Source organism: Burkholderia sp. FERM BP-3421 (assembly GCF_028657905.1).
In the GTDB taxonomy this organism is placed as follows: domain Bacteria; phylum Pseudomonadota; class Gammaproteobacteria; order Burkholderiales; family Burkholderiaceae; genus Burkholderia.
In genome coordinates, this window is sequence record NZ_CP117779.1 from 201086 (window position 1) to 220912 (window position 19827).

Annotated in this window: 15 protein-coding genes and 2 pseudogenes; 7 read left to right on the forward strand and 10 right to left on the reverse strand. The window is 66.4% G+C overall.

Features of this window, described 5'->3' with window-relative positions; all coding sequences use genetic code 11:
* The first annotated feature begins 270 nt into the window (after window positions 1–270).
* Window positions 271–726, forward strand: coding sequence for a type II toxin-antitoxin system HicB family antitoxin (locus Bsp3421_RS01020; RefSeq protein ID WP_273995004.1), 456 nt, complete (start codon window positions 271–273; stop codon window positions 724–726).
* Between the two features lie 182 nt (window positions 727–908).
* Entirely contained in the window at window positions 909–9575 is an 8667-nt protein-coding gene (locus Bsp3421_RS01025; protein WP_273995006.1) for a GH36-type glycosyl hydrolase domain-containing protein, read from the forward strand.
* 240 nt (window positions 9576–9815) lie between these two features.
* Here the strand turns inward: Bsp3421_RS01025 and Bsp3421_RS01030 are convergent, their stop codons facing one another.
* The 4 genes from Bsp3421_RS01030 to Bsp3421_RS01045 form a co-directional block, all read right to left on the reverse strand.
* Window positions 9816–10088, reverse strand: coding sequence for a hypothetical protein (locus Bsp3421_RS01030; RefSeq protein ID WP_273995007.1), 273 nt, complete (start codon window positions 10086–10088; stop codon window positions 9816–9818).
* A gap of 135 nt (window positions 10089–10223) precedes the next feature.
* Window positions 10224–10424 carry a hypothetical protein gene (locus Bsp3421_RS01035; protein ID WP_273995008.1) on the reverse strand — a complete coding sequence of 67 codons (201 nt, stop codon included), beginning with the start codon at window positions 10422–10424 and terminating at the stop codon, window positions 10224–10226.
* Between the two features lie 184 nt (window positions 10425–10608).
* Window positions 10609–10956 carry a hypothetical protein gene (locus Bsp3421_RS01040; protein WP_273995009.1) on the reverse strand — a complete coding sequence of 116 codons (348 nt, stop codon included), beginning with the start codon at window positions 10954–10956 and terminating at the stop codon, window positions 10609–10611.
* Between the two features lie 190 nt (window positions 10957–11146).
* On the reverse strand, window positions 11147–11866 hold the full coding sequence (locus Bsp3421_RS01045) for a Crp/Fnr family transcriptional regulator (RefSeq protein WP_273995011.1): 720 nt from the start codon (window positions 11864–11866) through the stop codon (window positions 11147–11149).
* A gap of 481 nt (window positions 11867–12347) precedes the next feature.
* Here Bsp3421_RS01045 and Bsp3421_RS01050 point away from each other — a divergent pair, with 481 nt between their 5' ends.
* Complete coding sequence (locus Bsp3421_RS01050; protein ID WP_273995013.1) at window positions 12348–12506, forward strand: DUF3309 family protein; 159 nt, start codon at window positions 12348–12350, stop codon at window positions 12504–12506.
* Window positions 12507–12680: 174 nt separating this feature from the next.
* Entirely contained in the window at window positions 12681–12854 is a 174-nt protein-coding gene (locus tag Bsp3421_RS01055; protein ID WP_273995014.1) for a CsbD family protein, read from the forward strand.
* Window positions 12855–12978: 124 nt separating this feature from the next.
* On the opposite strand, the pseudogene tkt reads toward Bsp3421_RS01055, so the two are convergent.
* The 6 genes and pseudogenes from tkt to Bsp3421_RS01085 all read right to left on the reverse strand — a co-directional run bounded on the left by tkt (window position 12979) and on the right by Bsp3421_RS01085 (window position 17926).
* Window positions 12979–15049: pseudogene (gene tkt, locus Bsp3421_RS01060) on the reverse strand (transketolase).
* 85 nt (window positions 15050–15134) lie between these two features.
* A complete protein-coding gene (locus tag Bsp3421_RS01065; protein ID WP_273995015.1) occupies window positions 15135–15722 on the reverse strand; it encodes a BPSL1445 family SYLF domain-containing lipoprotein in 588 nt (195 codons plus the stop codon).
* Window positions 15723–15879: 157 nt separating this feature from the next.
* Entirely contained in the window at window positions 15880–16017 is a 138-nt protein-coding gene (locus Bsp3421_RS01070; RefSeq protein ID WP_273995017.1) for a hypothetical protein, read from the reverse strand.
* Window positions 16018–16099: 82 nt separating this feature from the next.
* Entirely contained in the window at window positions 16100–16351 is a 252-nt protein-coding gene (locus tag Bsp3421_RS01075) for a hypothetical protein (RefSeq protein WP_273995019.1), read from the reverse strand.
* Between the two features lie 89 nt (window positions 16352–16440).
* Window positions 16441–17225, reverse strand: a pseudogene (locus tag Bsp3421_RS01080) (PRC-barrel domain containing protein).
* 272 nt (window positions 17226–17497) lie between these two features.
* Window positions 17498–17926 carry a carboxypeptidase-like regulatory domain-containing protein gene (locus Bsp3421_RS01085; protein WP_273995020.1) on the reverse strand — a complete coding sequence of 143 codons (429 nt, stop codon included), beginning with the start codon at window positions 17924–17926 and terminating at the stop codon, window positions 17498–17500.
* Between the two features lie 384 nt (window positions 17927–18310).
* Between Bsp3421_RS01085 and Bsp3421_RS01090 the strand changes: the two genes are divergently transcribed.
* Genes Bsp3421_RS01090 through Bsp3421_RS01100 form a run of 3 tightly spaced genes read left to right on the forward strand, consistent with a single transcriptional unit; the run spans window position 18311 to window position 19779 of the window.
* Window positions 18311–18949: a BON domain-containing protein gene (locus Bsp3421_RS01090; RefSeq protein ID WP_273995021.1), complete on the forward strand. Its 639-nt coding sequence runs from the start codon at window positions 18311–18313 to the stop codon at window positions 18947–18949.
* 33 nt (window positions 18950–18982) lie between these two features.
* Complete coding sequence (locus tag Bsp3421_RS01095) at window positions 18983–19573, forward strand: YSC84-related protein (protein ID WP_273995022.1); 591 nt, start codon at window positions 18983–18985, stop codon at window positions 19571–19573.
* A gap of 59 nt (window positions 19574–19632) precedes the next feature.
* A complete protein-coding gene (locus Bsp3421_RS01100) occupies window positions 19633–19779 on the forward strand; it encodes a DUF3096 domain-containing protein (protein ID WP_273995023.1) in 147 nt (48 codons plus the stop codon).
* The last annotated feature ends 48 nt before the right edge of the window (window positions 19780–19827 follow it).

The window sequence follows — 19827 nt, forward strand, 5'->3', positions numbered from 1 at the left end:
CGCTCGGGGCGATGAACATCATCCACGAAACGACGAAAGAGCGCGGCGCGACGAACCTGATTCCCGGCTCGATGACCGACAGTTCGAATGCCTTGCCAGCTTCTGCGGTTGCCACATGCGGATGCGATCTTCATCTGGGCCGCTCGATCCGCCGGTTGAACGGACGGACTGCACGAATCCCCACCGGAAGACTGTTCACCAGCGTACCGACTCTCCGGCGCGCCGCGGGGCACGATGACGCTCGTGGTGTTTGTCTGCCGGGAGAGGCTCATGGAATATCCGATCTATATCACGCGACGCGGAAATCCCCGCTATCACGGCAGGCTGGCGGATTTTCCCGAAGCCATCGCGGAAGGCGATACTTATGGTGAATTACAGGTGGTCGCCGTGCAGCGGGTCATGGCCCGCTATGACCGGTGCTCGCGCCTCATTCCACCGCCCACCTTGGATCTGTCGGTCTTGCAGGCATCGGCGCTCGACACTGGCGACGGTATCTGGCGCTTCGTCGACCTCGACCTGACCCGGATGACATCGAGCACCATGCGAATCGAGTTGTGCTTGCCGGAGCGCATTGTGCATGACATCGATCGAATGGCGAACGTGCTGCATACGACCCGTGATGCGGTCGTATCGATGCTGTGCGCGCGCCGCGCCGATCGATCCGCCCGGCAGGTCGGGTTGGATTGCGCGGAAGCGGCCGCGACCTCTCTGTCGCCCGTGCTGTGACGGTTTAAGCCTTTCCCGGTGTGGTCGTCCGTCGGTCGCCGTCGCCGCGCAGAGGAGGCCGCCGTGATCCGTGGCCCCCGGATCGGAATCACGCCGCGCTTCGCCCATTTCGCATGTCTGCCGACGCCCTGGTGTCGAAGACATGTCGCGTGACGGATCGCTGCGCTCAGGGAGAAGTTGTGTTGAAGAATCACGTTGCTCGCGGTGCACGTCACCGAACCTCGCCGTGGAGCAATGCCCGGCCGATTCGCGAGGAATTCTTCGGCGAGGAAAGACTGGCGCAGCATGGGGCCAGCCTGGCCCACGCGCAGAAGATCTCGCCCGGCCCGGCCTCCGGCCCCTCGCTTGCCACACGGTTGAAGGACAACGCAGATCATCTGCTGAAGGCCTACCGCGACACGGTGGCCGCGGATGCGCGCGGCGAGGAAATCATGCCCGCGGCGGAGTGGCTGCTCGACAACTACTATCTGGTCGAGGAACAGGTGCGGCAGATCCGCGACGATCTTTCCCCGCGTTACTATCGGCAACTGCCCAAGCTCAGTGGTGGGCCGTTCGCCGGCTATCCGCGCGTGTTCGGGATCAGTTGGGCCTTCGTCGCCCATACCGATAGCCGTTTCGATCCCGATGCCCTGTGCCGCTTCATATTGGCCTATCAGGCCGTGGAGCCGCTGACGATCGGCGAGCTATGGGCGGTGGCAATCACGCTGCGGATCGTGCTGATCGAAAACCTGCGGCGGCTCGCGGACCAGATCATCGACGATCGGCGCGCGAGGATCGACGCCGACGCGCTTGCGGATCGCCTGCTTGGTGACGGCGGCCAGACGCGGCAGGACGCGGGACCGCTGGTCGCCCGCTACGAGCAGGCGGTATCGCACGATGCGTTCGCGGTGCAGCTGATCCAGCGGCTGCACGACCATGATCCGGCCGTCGCGCCGGCGCTGGCGTGGCTGCATCGGCACCTGGCTGCGCGCGGGGCGACCCCGGACCAGATCGTCGCGTCCGTCAATCACCAGCAAGGCGCCGCGAGCCTGACCGTGCGCAACGTGATCACCAGCATGCGATTGATTTCGGAAGTGGACTGGACCGATCTGTTCGAGCGCATCAGTCTGGTCGACCACGCGCTGCGCAGCCATCCCGGATTTGCGCAGATGGATTTCCCCACGCGCAACCTGTATCGCGACGCGGTCGAGGCATTGGCGCGCGGCGCGCACGTGAGCGAGCTGGAGGTTGCCCGTCGCGTCGTCGCTGAGGCGGCGCAGCAGGGTGCGAATCCCGCGCTGGTCGACGGCGTGCCTCCCCGCCGCGAGGCGGACCCGGGGTACTACCTGCTGGCAGGCGGCCGCGCCGCGCTCGAAGCCGCGATCGGCTATCGCCCGCCGGTGACCTTATGGCTGCGGCGCCTGACGCGCCGCGCCGGGCTCAGCGGCTATCTCGGTCGGATCGGGCTGCTTGCCGCGCTCATGCTCGCGGCCATGCTGGCGTGGCTCACCCGGATCGAGCCGGCCGGAGACTGGTTGATCTGGCTCGGCCTCGCCGGGCTGCTACCCGCATTCGACGCCGCGGTGGCATTGGTCAATCGTGGCGTGATGCGGGATGTCGGCGCGCGCATCCTGCCAGGCCTAGCGCTGCTCGACGGCATTCCGCCGGACTTGCGCACGGTGGTCGCGGTGCCGGTGTTGTTGACGACTGAAGCGGCGCTCGCCGAGCAGATCGAACACCTGGAAATCCATCATCTCGCGAGCCCCAACGGAGCGCTCTACTTTGCCCTGCTCTCCGACTGGACGGATGCGCCCACGCCGCATCTCGACAGCGACGACGGGCTGCTGGCGGCCGCGATAGCGGGCATCGAGCGGCTGAATCGCCTTTATCCGGCGGCGCCGGACGAAGGCGAGCGATTTCTGCTGCTGCATCGTCGGCGCGGCTGGAACGCCGGCGAACGATGCTGGATGGGCTGGGAGCGCAAGCGCGGCAAGCTGCACGAGCTGAACCGGCTGCTGCGCGGCGCGTCGGACACCTCGTTCATCGCGCTGGATGGCCGGCCGCCGCGCGCTCCGCGGGACGTGCGCTACGTGATCACGCTCGATGCCGATACTCGGCTGCTGCGCGATACCGTGCGCCGCCTGATCGGCAAGATGGCGCACCCGCTCAACCGGCCGGCATTCGATCCGGCGAGCCGCCGCATCGTCGACGGCTATGGCGTGCTCCAGCCGCGCGTGACCTCGTCGCTCGCGAGCGGCGACGAAGGGTCGCTGTTCCAGCGCGTGTCGTCGAGCGCGCACGGCATCGATCCTTATGTGTCGGCCGTATCGGATGTCTATCAGGATCTGTTCGACGAAGGCTCCTATGCGGGCAAGGGCATCTACGACGTCGATGCGTTCGAGGCGGTGCTCGCCGGCCGCGTGCCGGAGAACACGGTGCTCAGTCACGATCTGTTCGAAGGTATTTTCGCGCGGGCCGGGCTGGCGTCGGACATCGAGGTCGTCGAGGCCGCGCCGTCCCGCTACGACGTCGCGGCGGGACGCCTGCACCGCTGGGCGCGCGGCGACTGGCAACTGTTCCCGTGGCTGGCCTTCGGTCACGGCGCGCTGCCGGCCGTCGGTCGCTGGAAGATGATGGACAACCTGCGCCGCACGCTCACGGCGCCCGCCATGTTCGTTGCGCTGCTGGCCGGCTGGTGTCTGCCGCTGCCCGTGTCGCTGGCCTGGAGCGCGTTCGTGCTGGTGACGATCGCGCTGCCGCTGTTGTTGCCCGTGTTGAGCGGACTGGTGCCGCGCTGGCGGCGCACGCACGTCAAGATGACCACGCGCAGCGTGCTCTATGCGTGGGCGGCGGAGCTGAGGTTCGCGTCGACGCGGTTCGGCTTGTCGATCGTCATGCTGCCGCAGCAGGCGTGGTCGATGATCGACGCGATCGCGCGCACGCTGTTTCGCGTGGGGATCAGCCGCCGGCATCTGCTCGAATGGACCACGGCGGCCGAAGCCGGCGCGCGCGACCGGCGCGCCCTCGCGTCGACCTATCTGCAGATGCGCAGCGGCGTCGCGCTCGCGCTGCTGGGCGCGGCTGTCTCGCTCGCCGTGAACTGGCGCCTCGATCGGCCTGGCGGCTGGCTGGCCGTTCCGTTCGCGCTGGTCTGGCTGGCTGCGCCGGCGATCGCGTACTGGCTGAGCCGCGCGCCGAGGCCGGCGGGCGAACTGGCCGTGACGCCGCGTGATGCGCGCCAGCTGCGGCATGATGCACGCCGGACCTGGCGTTACTTCGAGACGTTCGTGACGGCCGACGATCAGATGCTGCCGCCGGACAATTTCCAGGAGGATCCAAAGCCCGTCGTCGCGCACCGGACCTCGCCGACCAATCTCGGGCTGTATCTGCTGTCCGCCGTCAGCGCCCGCGAGTTCGGCTGGCTCGGCACGCTGGACGCGGCGTCGCGGCTGGAGGCGACCCTCGCAACGATGCAGCGGCTGCCGCGCTACCGCGGGCATTTCTACAACTGGTACGACACGCGCGATTTGCGACCTCTCGAACCGAAGTACGTGTCGTCGGTCGACAGCGGCAATCTCGCCGGCCATCTGATCGCGCTCGGCAACGGTTGCCGCGCATGGGCGGACCAGCCGGGCGGCGTGGGACGACAGGCAGTGTGCGACGGGATCGGCGACACGCTCGCGTTGCTGCGCAAGGCGGTGTACCGGGGCGATGCCGCGCGGACGGCCTTGCACGACGACTTCGAGCGGGCCGCGACCGAACTGGAGGAGACGCTGGTCGGACAGGCCGGGGAGGATGGCACGCGCGCCGCGCTGGAATGGCCTGCGGTCATGATGCTGGCCGCGACCGTCGCCGACGTCGCGCGTGCGATGATGGACGAGATCAGCCGGGTGCGAAGCGGCGATGTCGAGGATGTGCTGTTCTGGGCGCAAGCGCTCGAACATGTGGTGCACGGGCACAGTCTCGACGCAGTGCGCACGCCGGACGAAACGGGCGTGCTGAACAAGCGCCTGCGCGCGCTGGCCGATGCCGCGCTGCAGATGGCCTGGGCGATGGAGTTCGGCTTCCTGCTCGATCCGGTGCGGAACCTGCTGTCGATCGGTTATGCGGTGGCGGACGGACGGCTCGATCCGGGCAACTACGATCTGCTGGAGTCGGAAGCGCGCCTGGCGAGTTTCGTTGCGATCGCGAAGGGAGATGTGCCGGCGCGGCACTGGTTCCGGCTCGGCCGTCTGGCGACGCCGATCGGACACAGTGCGGCGCTGATCTCGTGGTCGGGATCGATGTTCGAATACCTGATGCCGTGGCTCGTGATGCACACACCGGCCGGCAGCCTGCTTGCGCGCACCAACTGTCTGGTGGTGCGCCGGCAGATCGCATATGCCGATAGCCTGCGCCTGCCGTGGGGCATGTCCGAGTCGGCCTACAATGCGCGCGACATCGAGCTGACCTATCAGTACTCGAGCTTCGGCGTGCCCGATCTGGGGCTCAAGCGCGATCTCGGCCAGCATCTCGTGATCGCGCCTTATGCGACCGCGCTCGCAGCAATGGTCGCGCCGGACGCCGCTGCGCGCAACTTCGAGCGGTTGCGCGCCGCCGGCGCGTGCGGACGCTTCGGCTTCTACGAAGCGCTCGACTACACGCCTGCACGCGTGCCGGAAGGGCTGTCGGTTGCCGTCGTGCGAGCCTTCATGGCGCATCACCAGGGCATGTCGATCGTATCGATCGCGAATGCGCTGCTCGGCGGGCGCATCCGCACGTTCTTCCATAGCGAGCCGGCCGTCCGCGCGACCGAGTTGCTGTTGCAGGAGCGGGTGCCGAGCCGGGTCGCGGCCGGGCGGCCGCGGATCGACACGAGTCCCGCCGGCAGAGTGCGCGGCGTCGATTCGGCCGTTGCGCGGCGTCTGCTGTCGCCGGCCGATCCCGCGCCCGTCACGCATTTGCTGTCCAACGGACGCTACGCCGTGATGCTCACGGCCGCGGGTTCCGGCTACAGCCGTCGCGACGATCTGGCCGTGACGCGCTGGCGGGAAGACGCGACGCGAGACGATTGGGGCAGCTATCTGTATCTGCGCGACGCCGACAGCGGTGAGGTCTGGTCCGCCTCATGGCAACCCACCGGCGTGGCGCCGGACAGCTACGAGGCGACGTTCACCGAGGATCGCGCGGAATTCGTGCGTCGCGACGGCAGCCTGACGACGTCGCTCGAGGTGGTGGTGTCCGCCGAGGATGATGCAGAGGTGCGGCGGGTGTCGGTGGTCAACACGGGCGCCCGGGCCCGTGTCATTGAAGTGACCTCCTATGCGGAAATCGTGCTCGCGCCGGCCGCCGCCGACCACGCGCACCCGGCCTTCTCGAAACTGTTCATCGAGACCGAATACGTGCCGGCCTCCGGCGCCATCCTGGCGACGCGGCGCCGGCGCGCGCCGAACGAGGCGGAGGTCTGGGCCGCGCATCTCGCGGTGAGCGCCGGCGAAGCCGTCGGCGCGGAAGAATTCGACACCGACCGCATGCGTTTCATCGGGCGCGGGCGCAGCGTGCGCCAGCCGCTCGCGCTGGACGGACCGCGCGTGCTGGCCGCTTCCGAAGGCGCTGTGCTGGACGCCGCGTTTGCCTTGCGCCGGCGGTTGCGCATCGCGCCGGGCGCGAAGGCGAGCATCGCCTACTGGACCATCGTCGCGGATTCGCGCGCACAGTTGCTCGATCTGGTCGACAAGCATCGCGACGGCGAATCGTTTTCACGCGCGGCGATGCTCGCCTGGACCCAGGCCCAGGTGCAGTTGCGGCACAGCGCGGTGAGCCTCGACGAGGCCGCGCTGTTCCAGCAGCTGGCTGGCTACATGCTGTACAGCGATCCGTCGATGCGGCCGAATTCCGCCGCGCTGCTGCGTCATGCGGCGGTGGTATCGGCGGCGGGCGGCGTGGGAGCGTCGCCGCTCTGGGCGCATGGCGTATCGGGCGACCTGCCGATCCTGCTGGTCCGGATCGACGATATCGAGCATATCGCGATGGTGCGGCAACTGATCCGCGCGCACGAGTACTGGCGGATGAAGCGGCTCGCGGTCGATCTGGTGATCGTCAACGAGCGTGCGGCATCGTATGTGCAGGATCTGCAGGCCGCGCTCGAAGGGCTGGTGCGAACCCGGCAGCCGCGCGACGAAGCCGGGCGCGGCAGTATTTTCGTGCTGCGCGCGGACCTGATGGCCGCGGCGGCGCGGGCATTGTTCCCGGCCGCGGCGCGCGCCGTGCTCGCCGCGCGCAACGGCCGGCTGGTGGATCAGTTGCGCCGCCTCGCGAATGTGCCGCTGCCCGCCCGTCCGGAGGCGGCGCGCGTGCCGCAGTCGCCGCGCGCGTTGCCGCCGCCCAAGGGCGCGCCGGCCGGCGCCGGTCTCGAATACTTCAACGGCATCGGTGGTTTCGCGCGCGACGGCCGCGAATACGTCGTGATCCTGCCGCCCGGTCAATGCACACCGATGCCGTGGGTCAACGTCATCGCGAATCCATCGTGCGGTTTCATGACGTCGGCGGAGGGGGGCGGTTATACGTGGGTGACGAACAGCCGCGAGCATCCGCTGACGCCGTGGTCGAACGACCCGGTCACCGATCCGCCCGGCGAGGCGTTCTATGTCCGCGACGACGAGACCGGTCTGCGCTGGGGGCCGCAGGCCAGCCCGTTCCGCGACGACACGTCGGGCGTCACTGCGTCGGGCGTCGAGATGTCGGGCGGCGCGTCTTACGTGGCGAGTCATGGCCAGGGTTACAGCCGCTTCACGCATACCGTCGCCGACATCGTCACCGAATTGCTGCAGTTCGTGCCGTTGGCCGATTCCGTGAAGATCTCCCGCCTGACCTTGCGCAACGTGTCGGAGCGGACCCGCCGGCTGTCCGTCGCGACCTATGCGGAATGGGCGCTGGGCGCGTCGCGCAGCGTGGCGGCGCCGCACACCGCGAGCGAGCTGGATGCGGCCACCGGCGCGCTGTTCGCCCGCAACGACTGGAGCCAGGCGTATCGCGGCCGGGTGGCGTTCGCCGACCTGGGTGGCCTGCAAACCTCCTGGAGCGCGGACCGGCGCGAGTTCATCGGCCGCAACGGCGTGCTGAGCGATCCCGCCGGCTTTCCGGACCGGATCGGTGCGCCGCCCCTGTCGGGCCGGGTCGGCGCGGGTCTCGATCCATGCGCCGCGTTGCTGACCACCGTCGATCTCGAGCCCGGCGGCGCCGCGGAAATCGTGATGCTGCTCGGCGAGGGAAGCGATGCGGCGGCGGCGCGCAAGTTGATCACTCAGTACCGCCGCGCGGATCTCGACGCGGTATTTGCCGCCGTCACGGCGTTCTGGGACGAGACGCTCGGCGCGATCCGGGTCGAGACGCCGGATCGCGCGATGGACCTGATGCTGAACCGCTGGCTGCTGTATCAGACCCTGTCGAGCCGGATCTGGGCGCGGGCGGGTTTCTATCAGGCCAGCGGCGCGTACGGGTTCCGCGATCAGCTGCAGGACGGCATGGCCCTGGCGATCGCCCGCCCGGCCCTGACGCGCGAGCACTTGCTGCGGGCGGCGGCGCGTCAGTTCCCGGAGGGCGACATGCAGCATTGGTGGCTGCCGGAAAGCGGCAGCGGCGTGCGGACCCGGATCTCCGACGACCGGGTATGGCTGGCCCATGCGGTCGCGCACTATGTCGGCGTCAGCGGCGACCGGGCGGTTCTCGATGTGTCGATTCCCTTCATCGACGGTCGGCCGCTCGCGGCCGACGAGCAGGACGCGTTCTTTATCCCGGGCATTTCGGAAACCAGCGCATCGTTGTTCGAGCATTGCGCGCGTGGGCTGGAGCAGAGCCTCGCGCACTTCGGCGAACATGGCCTGCCGCTGATCGGCACCGGCGACTGGAATGACGGCATGAATCGGGTTGGCGAGGCCGGGCGCGGCGAAAGTGTCTGGCTCGGCTGGTTCCTGCATGCCACGCTCACGGCGTTCGCGCCGCTCGCCGCGGCGCGCGGCGCGGCAGACCCGGCGCGCCGCTGGCTGGCGCGCGCCGCCGCGTTGCGCGACGCGCTGGCCGTGGCGGGATGGGATGGCGAGTGGTATCGGCGCGGCTACTTCGACGACGGCACGCCGCTCGGCTCGGCCAGCAGCGCCGACTGCGCAATCGACGCGATCGCGCAGTCGTGGAGCGTGCTGTCGGGCGCGGCCGACCCGGCGCGCGCCGCGCGCGCGATGAATGCGCTGGACGCGCAGCTGATCCGCCGCGCCGATGGGCTGGCCTTGCTGTTCACGCCGCCGTTCGACCAGGCGCCGGTCGATCCCGGCTATATAAAGAGCTATCCGCCGGGCGTCCGTGAAAACGGCGGCCAGTATACGCATGCGGCCACCTGGTCGGTGCTCGCATTCGCGCAGATGGGCGACGGCGATCGCGCCGCGGGCGTGTTCGCGCTGCTCAATCCGGTCAATCGCAGCCACACGCGCAGCGGCGTGCATCGTTACCGGGTGGAACCGTATGTGGTCGCGGCCGATGTGTATTCTGTCGCGCCGCACGTCGGCCGCGGCGGATGGACCTGGTACACCGGCTCGGCGGGATGGCTGTACCGCGCGGGCATCGAAGGTCTGCTCGGATTGCGCAAGCAGGGCGACACGCTGTCCATCCAGCCCTGCATCCCGCGATCCTGGCCGGGCTTCAAGGCGATGCTGCGTCATGGGGCGGCGCACTACGACATCGTCGTCGAGAACCCGGAGGTGGTCAGCGGCGGCGTGTTGCGCATCGTCGTCGACGGCATGCCGCTCACCGCCGGCGCATCGGCCGTCCGACTCGTGGACGACGGCCGGCGGCACAGCGTCGTCGTGACGCTGGGGGCGGCCCAGGCCGTGTTGCAGTGAGCCTGTGGAAGGCGCGAGGTGCGGGCGGCGCGGAGATCGTGGGGAGCGGTCGCGGATGCGTCAGCCTCGATGCCGTTGGTGTCGCAGTCACCCTGTCCCGGCCGGAGGGCCGTCCGGCACGCAGGGTGCGCGGCCCCTTGCGAATCCGGCGGAGGATGGTCAGCCGGGGTTCGCGTCATGGTTTCCCCGGCGGATGACAGGTTAGCCGCCCGTCGCGTCGAATCCGCCGTGATGGACGGATCAGATTGCCGTCGGCGCGATTTTTCCGTCGACGATGTCCTTGCCGAACTGCATGGCCAGATCGAGGGCGAGCGCGGCCGTCTGAGGCTCGCCGTCCTGGAAAATGGTCGTGTAGCGCGGCGCGGCTGCGGAGGTGGGCGGTATCGTATCGATTCGCACAATTGAACCGAAACGTCGCGGGCCCGGTGCGTGAGGATCGCCGAATGGCGGGAATCGCTTTTGCGAGTACGCGCGGAGCTCGTGTCCGTGATACTCGAGCGTGGGGATGGTCATGATGTGCTCCTGATGGGGTAACTGTCGTCGAGATCCAAGGATCCGGCGGCGACGCGCCGCCGCGGGCAGGAAAGGATCTGCTTTCCGTATGTTCGATGACCGCAATGAGGGCGATGTCCCGAACCGGACGCGTGATCAGTTCGGCGAGTACGCCATACCCCAACGCTTTCTCGCTTCGGTGATCCGCTGCTTCGTCGTCCGAATCCGTTCGCGATCGCTCGGAGGTGTGTGCGTCGGCTTGTCGGGAGCAGCGGGCATGCCGTCATCCGTCGCGCTATCCTGCTCGTACTTGTGGCGCTGTTGTCTGGCGTTGTCCTTGTGCTTGTGTGTGTTCATATGCTGGCTCCCATGAGTTTGGTGCTCGTGCGTGCGGTGGTAGCCGCGATGTAGGTACGACGACTCACCATGGCAGGGCGCAGAGAGAAAGTCGGTACGATGCCGCGCAGTGCTGGCGCCCGTCATGCCGCGCCATGCGTGTGCGGCGCAAGGCCGTTCTCGCATCACGCATATCGGACGGCGCTTACGGGTCGGGAAACGGATTGCCGTGTCTCGTGGCCACTGTCTGGGGGCGCGTGACCAGATGGTTCGATAGCCAGGTCGACGCCTTGCTCAGGCGTTCCGCCATGCAGTCCTGGCCCAATTCGCATATCAGGAGACGGTCGTCCGGCGCCATCGCCGCCGAAAAGGCCTGCGATAACTGGCGGGCGGTGTGGCTCGTGTTGAGCACAAGGAATGCGCCCATCTGGTGAGGATGGACGAAAGCGTATTCGCCGCCGGAGGCCTGGGACGCGATATCGCGAATTCTGGCGTGCTGCTCGGTCGGCGCGCCGATGAAAATACTGACGAGATAGCTGGCTTTCTGGAGCATAGGCGTTTCACCTTAAGCATGGACAAAGCCTTGCCGGGATCGCGACGGGAAGCGGTCAAGACCGGGATATCAACATCCGATCGATGTTTCGCGAACTGGCTATCCGCATCGTTCGTGCAAGCATGCGCGGCGAGCGAGTTCAGGTCGGTACGCTGACGTACGGGTTCGAAGCGCGGGGAGTGGACTGATTCTAGAGTCGCTTCAGATCGGGAAGCAGGCGGTCGAATTCGCGCTTGACCACGTTATAGCATTCGCATACGCGCTTTTCGAGGCCCTGCCGGTCCAGCACTTCGATATGTCCGTAGTTGTAGCGGATGAGGCCTGCATCCTGCAGCTTCAGCGCGGCTTCCGTCACGCCTGATCTGCGCACGCCCAGCATGTTCGCGATCAGATCCTGCGTCATGCGCAGCTTGTTTGAAGGAAGCCGGTCGAGGCTGAGCAGCAGCCAGCGGCACAGCTGCTGATCGATCGAGTGATGCCGGTTGCAGACGGCGGTCTGGGCCATCTGCGTGATGAGCGCCTGGGTGTAGCGCAACAGCAGACGCTGCATCGCGTCGCCGCGCCGGAACTCGTCCTTCAGGACGCTTGCGTCGAGCCGATACGCCTGCCCCGCGCTTTGCACGACGGCGCGGCTCGGGGTCGTTTCGCCGCCCATGAACAGCGATACGCCGATTATCCCTTCGTGGCCGACGATCGCGATTTCCGCGGACGAGCCATTCTCCATTACGTAAAGCAGCGAAACGATCGACGTGGTCGGGAAAAAGACGTGATGGAGTTGGCCCCCCGACTCATACAGCACCTTTCCAAGCGGCATCTCGACAAGCGTCAGATGCGCGGCGATCCGCGCAAGCTCCTTTTCCGGCAGTGCGGCAAGCAGATGATTCTCGGTAGCGGGCGAATGGTTCGGCATGCGTCGCTCCTTTGGTGGTTGTGTCCAGCGCGATGGAGGATCCGCCCACGCGGACGCAGCGGGATCGGAGCGGACCGCCTATCCTATCTCACCGCCCGGGGGCAACGGTACGGTGACCGCAGTATGTCCCTTTTCTGATGAGTCAGGCGCGGGCTGGATACGAAACCTCCTCCAAAAATTATAGTGTCGCCCTGCGCCTTCTCAAGCGGCTCATCGGTATTGGTTCGTTGTCGGACAGACTCCGCCTATACATCTGTTTACTTTCATTTCAATGAGACGATGCGCGTTCCGAACCAGGTGCATCGGGCCCGAGGCTCGCGTGGAGAAATCGAGCGGAATCCGTTCGCGGTAGGCGAGACGTGGCATCGCCGATCCCCGCGCGGCAGGCAAGGCGCGCATCGACGGACGTCTTGGTTCGATGACATCGATTGGCGGGGGCGCATCGACGCATGCCTTGTCGGATCGATCGAGGAGAAATGACATGTCACTGGGACTTCTTCTGCTGGTCGTGGTCGTGCTGTTGATGGTCGGGGCGATCCCGACCTGGCGCTACAGCACTGGCTGGGGGTATGGCCCGAGCGGGTTGTTGGGCTTCGTATTGATCGTGGTGCTCGTCCTGATGTTGCTCGGAAGGCTGTGACGCAGGATGCCGTCGTCCCTGGCGGCTCACCGAAAGACGCCGCGCCGGCACCGCTCGTGCCGGGTGCGACACCATATCGAACCGTTCGAGCCGTGCATGCATCGTGCAGTGGCATCGATTGCGGATCGGTTCCCGTGACGGCGGGGTTCCCGTTCCATGGATAGGAGAAAACGCATGAACAAGGATCAGATCAAGGGCACTGTCGAGAAAGTCAAAGGCGAGGTGAACGAAGCAGTCGGCAAGGTGAGGGGCAACGCGAAGCAGGAGGCCAAGGGCGTCACCCAGCAAGCGGCCGGCGAAATGCGCAAGAACCTGGGCAACGTGAAGGAAGCGCTCAAGAAATCCTGATGGCGGGCGAGGTGCCGAGCGGCGTCCCGTCCACCTTCGCGGTGGCGGGGCGCCGCCATTTCGTCATCGACCGTGCGGCGGCCCCTGCGATGAGCGGGTGAGGTGGGCGCGGGCTGTTCCGGATTCATTCCAGCAGCTTCAGCGCACGCTCGCAGACGTTCACGACCGTGAAGCCATAGTCGCTCATCAGTTCGGCGCCCGGCGCCGAAATACTCGACGCCGAGCACGTCGCCGCGATCGCCGACATAGCGGTGCCAGCCTTGCGATACGCCGGCCTCGATCGCCAACCGTGCGCCGACCGCGGGCGGTAGTACGGCGTCACGGTATGGGCGCGGCTGCGCATCGAACAATCTCCAGCAGGGTAGCGATACGACGCGAACCGCCAGACCGCGGGTCAGCAGTTCGGCATGCGCCGCCAGCGCGAGCGTGACTTCCGAGCCTGTCGCGATCAGGATCAGCACGGGAATATGGCCGTCGGGCGCGTCGGCCACGACATAGCCGCCACGCCGCAGGCCTTCGGCCGGCGCGAACCGGAGTCGATCGATGACCGGTACGTTCTGGCGCGTCAGGATCAGCGCGGTCGGCCGTTCGCGGGCTTCCAGCGCGACGCGCCACGCCACGGCCGTCTCGTTCGCATCGGCCGGGCGGATCACCAGCAGTCCGGGGATCGCACGCAGCCCGGCAAGCTGTTCGACCGGCTGGTGCGTCGCGCCGTCCTCGCCGACCGCGAGGCTGTCGTGGGTGAAGACGTAGACGACCTGCAGGTGCATCAAGGCAGCGAGCCGCATCGGTGGGCGCATGTAGTCGGAAAAGATCAAGAAGGTTGCGCCGAACGGCAGGAAGGCGCCGTGCGCGGCGAGACCGTTCAGGATGGCGCCCATCGCGTGCTCACGCACGCCGAAATGCAGATTGCGACCGGCGCGGTGCCAGCCGCCGCCGCTGGAGCCTTGCCGATCGAGCGCATCGGCGCCCGACGCCTCGAAATCACCGAGCCCGTTCAGCGCGGTGAAGGTGGACGGATCGAGATCGGCCGAACCGCCCGTCAGCGACGGCATGCGCGGCACGATGGCATTCAGCACCTTGCCCGACGCAACCCGCGTCGAGACGCCCACCGGGTCGGCCGCGAAGACCGGGATGTCGCGGTGCCAGCCATCGGGCAGCGTACCGCGCACCATGTCCAGCAGCGCGTCGGCCAGTTCAGGGAACGCGCTCGCATAGGCCTCGAAGCGGGCGTTCCAGAGGCGTTCGCGCGCGAGCCCCTCCGGCAGCGCGCGGCGAAAATGCGCGAGCGCCAATTCAGGAACATGAAACGCGGGCTCGGATGGCCAGCCGAGGTTGTGCTTGGTCAGCAGCGTCTCGGCGTCGCCGAGCGGCGAGCCGTGGGCCTGGAACGTATCCTGCCGGTTGGGCGAACCGTAGCCGAGATGCGTGCGGACGAGAATCAACGACGGGCGAGCCGCGTCAGCGCGCGCACGAGCCAGCGCCGCGTCGATGGCGTCCAGGTCGTTGCCGTCGCAGACGGTTTCGGTATGCAAGCCGTAGGCGTCGAACCGCCGGGCGCGATCTTCCGTAAAGGTGATCGCGGTACCGGCGGACAGCGTGACGCGGTTGTCGTCATACAGGCAGATGAACTTACCGAGCCGGAGATGGCCAGCGAGCGATGCCGCTTCCGCGGCGACACCTTCCATCAGGTCGCCGTCGCTGACGAGCGCGTAGGTGCAGTGATCCACGATATCGAAGCCGGGCCGGTTGTAGCGCGCGGCCAGCTGCGCTTCCGCGATGGCCATGCCGACGGCGCTCGCGAAGCCCTGGCCCAGCGGGCCGGTGGTCATCTCGACGCCCGGCGTGAGGCCGCGCTCGGGATGACCGGGCGTGAGGCTGCCCGACTGGCGGAATCGTTCGATCTGATCCAGCGGCAGGTCGTAGCCGGTCAGGTGCAACAGGCTGTACAACAGCGCCGAGCCGTGGCCGGCCGACAGGACGAAGCGATCCCGGTCGAACCAGGACGGATTGGCCGGATGATGCCTGAGATGGCGCATCCACAGCACGTAGGCCATTGGCGCTGCACCCAGGGGCAGACCCGGATGGCCGCTGTCGGCTTTCTGCACGGCGTCGATCGATAGAAAGCGCAGAGTGTCGACGCAGAGCGCGTCGAGTGCCGGATCTGCGGTCGATGCGAAATCTCTCGATGTCATGCGGGGTCTCCGTGATGTTCTGTCGGACCTTGCGCCGGGGCGAGGCGCCATGCGCAAAATGCTCTGCGCAGCCGCCTCGCCGAGGTTAGAGGGATTTGAGGCGCGTGACCTTGGTTCCCTGCAGCGATACGCCTGCCATCAGCCCGCTGTTGGTCAATACGAACGCATCAACCTGGTTGCTTGCGCTGCTCGTATCGATATCGCCGTTCGCGCCGACCTTCAGCACCGCCACCGACGCATCTCCGCCTGCCGACCAGCCATCTACGCTGCGAAAGCGCGCGAGCGATTCCTCCGTCATGAACAGGAACACGATGGCCCGCGATTGCATGCCGGCCTGGAAGCCGATGGAGCCGGTGACCGTGCTGTAGTAACCGGTGGTCCTCCCGTCGACGCGCAGCGATCCCTCGCCATACTGACCGCCGACGATGAATCCGGCGTCGACGACGGACGGGAACGTCAGCACGCCGCGCGCCCGGTGAACGAGTTCGCGCGAGCCGTTGGCCGTGCCATACAGGCGTGTCAAGGTCGAATCGACGCCGGCGTCGATCGAGTGACGCTTGCCGGCCTGGCCGTTCTGGCTGTCGGACGTCGTCGTGGTCGTGCATCCGGCTGTTCCGAGACCGAGGGCGAGCGCGGCCGCAGACGTGCTCCATAGGAATGTCCGTCTTTGCATGATGCCCTCCTGGGGCTTCGATGGAGTTCCAACGCTACGCCCATGCGATGCGCTAGGCGGTACGAAACCGTACAGATTGCATGGCGGCGTCGATACGTCGCGTGCGTGTCACCCGCCGGCTCATCGAAGGCCACTCGCGGGCGGGCGGATGGGCGTGCTAATAGCGGCCGCGATCGTCGTGATACCCGTTGTCGTGGTGATGGTCGTCTCCACCGACGGGGACGAGCAAGCATGCGCCCAAGCTGGCGATCAGCGACAACGCGACCAGCAGTCGCAACAGCATTCGGTGTTTCATCTCTGTTCCTTTCGCGCGCGGACCGCGCAGGTCATGATTTCGGCGCGGAAGGCGAGATCGCGCGCCCGATTGCAGTCGTCGGTCAGGTGCCGGTCAACCTTAGGTCGGGCTCGACCAGGAATTGGGATTTCACCTGGTCGACGATGTAGACGACCACGCCGCTCGCGCGACGCGTCCTCGGCAAAAAATCGAACTCGGTCACATCATCGTTCGTAGACGCAGGCCTCACGAGAAACACACGCATGCCGGATTTGAATACGTGATGCGAGGACAGGCGTTGATTGACCAGCTCGATGAACTGCCTGGCCGAGATGACGGGCATGAACGTGGACATGGAATTTCTCCTTCAAGGGCCGTCTAAACGTGTCGGGCGGCTGAGCCGCGTGACGATCGCATGGGACCGGGCAGTGCGACACACGGGCGTCAGAGGGTGTCGTGGACTCTGGACGGTTCGCCGTTCGACCAATAGCCTTGCTTGCCGTAGAAAAGATGCAACGCGATTTCATCGCTTCGATAGACGGTTTGCGAGTCATCGTATTTCGGGCTCCGCCGGATCGTGTCGCGGGTCAGCGCGGTCGACACCGTCTCCGTGCTTCCGTCCACCTCGTCGAGCCAGTCAGTCGCGATCAGCACCGTCTTGCTCGATAGCCACCGGTTTCCCGTGTCGATCGCCAGATAGCGGATCACCCATGTTTCATTGTCGTAGATGAAATCGGATACGCGGCCGACGCGCCCGGCGGGGGCTTCGAGCCGATAGCCCCGGATCTCGTCGGTGCTGCGCAGACGCGTATCCGTCAGCGCGTCGGCCCGTGTCGTTTCGGGATCCTGCGACGGTCCGGCCGGATCGAAATCCGGGTAGGCGCCCGCCCCCACAGATTGGGCCCATCCCAGTAAGCCGGGTGACCGTAGTAATGCTGGGATTCGATCTCGTGAAGACGGGATACCGGCTGGCGCGTGTCTGCACCGGGGCTGTCTTTCACCTGCTGCCGCGTCAGGTCGATATGCAGCGTGCTGGATCTGGCGCCGTTGCGCTTGATGGAATAGGGAGAAATCAGGACCTGCCTGTCGTGCGATCGGTCACCCGTTCTGACGACGAGGTAACGGATGCACCAATCGTCGACGTCGAAGTAGGCCTGGTTGAGGTGTCCGATATCGCCGTCTTTCGCGCGAACCGCGCCGCCTTGCAATTCCTTGAAACTTCGTAGCATGACATTCTCTTCTGATCGATGCGCGGCATATCGCTGATTCAGCTGAACCACGTACCGTGCAGCGGCGTCCAGTCGTGTGTCCGCCGATGCGGAGCGGGCCGTACCAGTCTCGTTCAGGTCAAACGGCGCACAGTCTGGCGTCGTGTCGTCACGGATGTCCGGCATGCTTGATACGGTACAGGCGACGGACCGTCGATGCGGTACGAAACCGTACAGAGTGCGCGCCGGATCGGGATGATCCGGCGACCGAGGGGCCGTCAGCCAGGTCCTGTCTACATGCTCCAGACGAACATATGGCGCGCGTGTCGGGACGCCGAAATGTCCACGATGTACCGCTCGGACCGGCCGTTGTAGCTGGCGTCGACGGCATAGCGTCCGTTCCGCAGATCGGCCAGCATGAACGGGCCGTCCGATGGCGTGTTCAGGACGGTATTGCCTTTCATGTCCGTGATGGTCACCAGGACGCCGGACAAGTATTCGTTCCCGCTTCGAGCCCGCCGGACGAAGGTGAGCGCGAGCGCGTAGTCGTGCATGGCGCGCTTGATGGCGGCCGATTGATCGAGTCCGACACCACCGGACAGATAGGAAACCTGTTCCGTGCGGTGCAATGGGGGAAGGTCGTCGTCGGCCGCAACTGGCGCGGTGCCAACACACAAGGCGCCCAGAAGGAGTGCGAGCATCGGGGACGAAAACGTTTTCATGGTGGATCTCCTGGAGAGTTTGGCGGGAAGTCGGGATGCGGCGGAAGCGCATTCCGGTTGACAGGTCCGGGGCCGTCCTTTCACTCATGCGGCCATTCGCGCAGCCTGTCTGTCCGATGCCGGACGCTCAGGCTTCGTCGCGCTGCGCGCCGTTCGGCGGCATCCGCCCGATGCGCCGATTCGAGCCTCGTGCAGCGCCGGGCGCTTGTACGCTGGCGGACGGACAGGCCGTCCGAACGCGTTCAGCGTGTCATCGAAGGGCTCGTGCTTGTGCTTCACGGGCGGCGAGCTTCGGACGACGTCGCGAGACACGGTTCGCCGAGCGCGGCCCGATTTCGATCTGACCGGGAACGCACCGCGCCGATGGCGCATGGGAGCAGCTTTATGAACACGTCTTTGACCTATTCGGCATCAATGCTTGCCGCAACCTGTCTCGTTGCTTCTGCGGGGGCGTTCGGCGCCGGCGTCGCCGGCTCCGCGACCGTCGGATCCCCGGCGATGGGTCCTCCGTCGCCGCGCGTCGAAGCCGCAAGCGATGCGCCGACCGATACCGCCATCACCGCGCAGATCAAGGCAAGGCTGGCGAGAGAGGACAGCCTGAAGCAATCCGACATCAGCGTCACCACGGCGTATGGGCGCGTCACGCTTGACGGCTCTGCCAGCAGCTCCCGGGCGAAGTCCGTGGCGGGGATCGTGACGAAATCGGTGATAGGCGTCAAAGCCGTCGACAACAACCTGACGGCGCCGTCAAGCAATGCGATGCTGGCCAAGGCGCATGAAACTATGACGAATACGGAGCGGGTCATGGCCGACAGCTGGATTACGACGAAGGTGAAATCGACGATTCTCGGCGACAGCATCAGCAAGGGATTCGATGTGCAGGTTGTCACGCTGCACGGCGTGGTTTCACTGTCCGGTGTGTTGTCGAGCCAGGGCGCCGTGGATCATCTCAAGGACATCGTCCGAAAGGTGAAGGGCGTGAAGGGGTTGAACACCGCCACGCTGACGGTCGCGGGCGTGTAGCGCCGATGTATCCAGGCAAGACGGGAGAGGGCGATGCCAGGTCAAAAATTCACGTCGATGGGGCGGGTTCCGGTCGCGACGGCCGATGTCGAATGCGGGGACGCCGCCGTCCCGGACGCCGGTTCGAGTGCCGGCATGCAGCAACATGGCAAGCGGCGGATTCTCGATGCCGATGTCGATGCGACGCTTGCACGACTTTACAGCGTGGTCGGCGGCTCGCGCGAGCGCATCGGCAGGGCGATTGGCGTGCTCGTGTTTCCGTCAGTCGGCGCGACCGGCTTCTGGATCGGCGCCCAGTACGGCGAAGGGGCGCTGCGCATGGGGAGCGCGACGGTCGGCTACTACAGCGCGGCGGCCGCTTCGATAGGTCCGCGCGTTGCCGAGCGCTCGGAGGCCATCATCCTCCTGTTCATGACGCAGGACACATTCGACCGCTGCACCCGCGATGGAAGCTGGTCGTTGGGCAACGACGTGTCGGTCACCGTTCCCGTAGTCGATGCGAACGGCAACATCGATCCGGTAGCGGTGGCCGAACCGGTCGAAGCATTTGTGTTGAACAGCGTGGGATTGATGGCCGGCATAACCGCCCAGGGCACGACGATTACCCGACTCGATGCGCTGTAACAGGCGCGTACACGGAATGGCGGCACGTCGATCCGGCGTTCCGAACCTCCGGAGGCATCATGGACATCTTCACGAACGCGGGACCGCTGGTCTCATTGATTGCAGGCATTCTGATTCTGGTCGTACCGCGATTGCTCAACTACATTGTCGCGATCTATCTGATCGTCATCGGGCTGTTGGGGTTGTTCGGAAGGCATCTGCACTGACGTGGCTCCACGCAAGTAACGCGCGTCCCGGCAGCATGCGGGCGACTG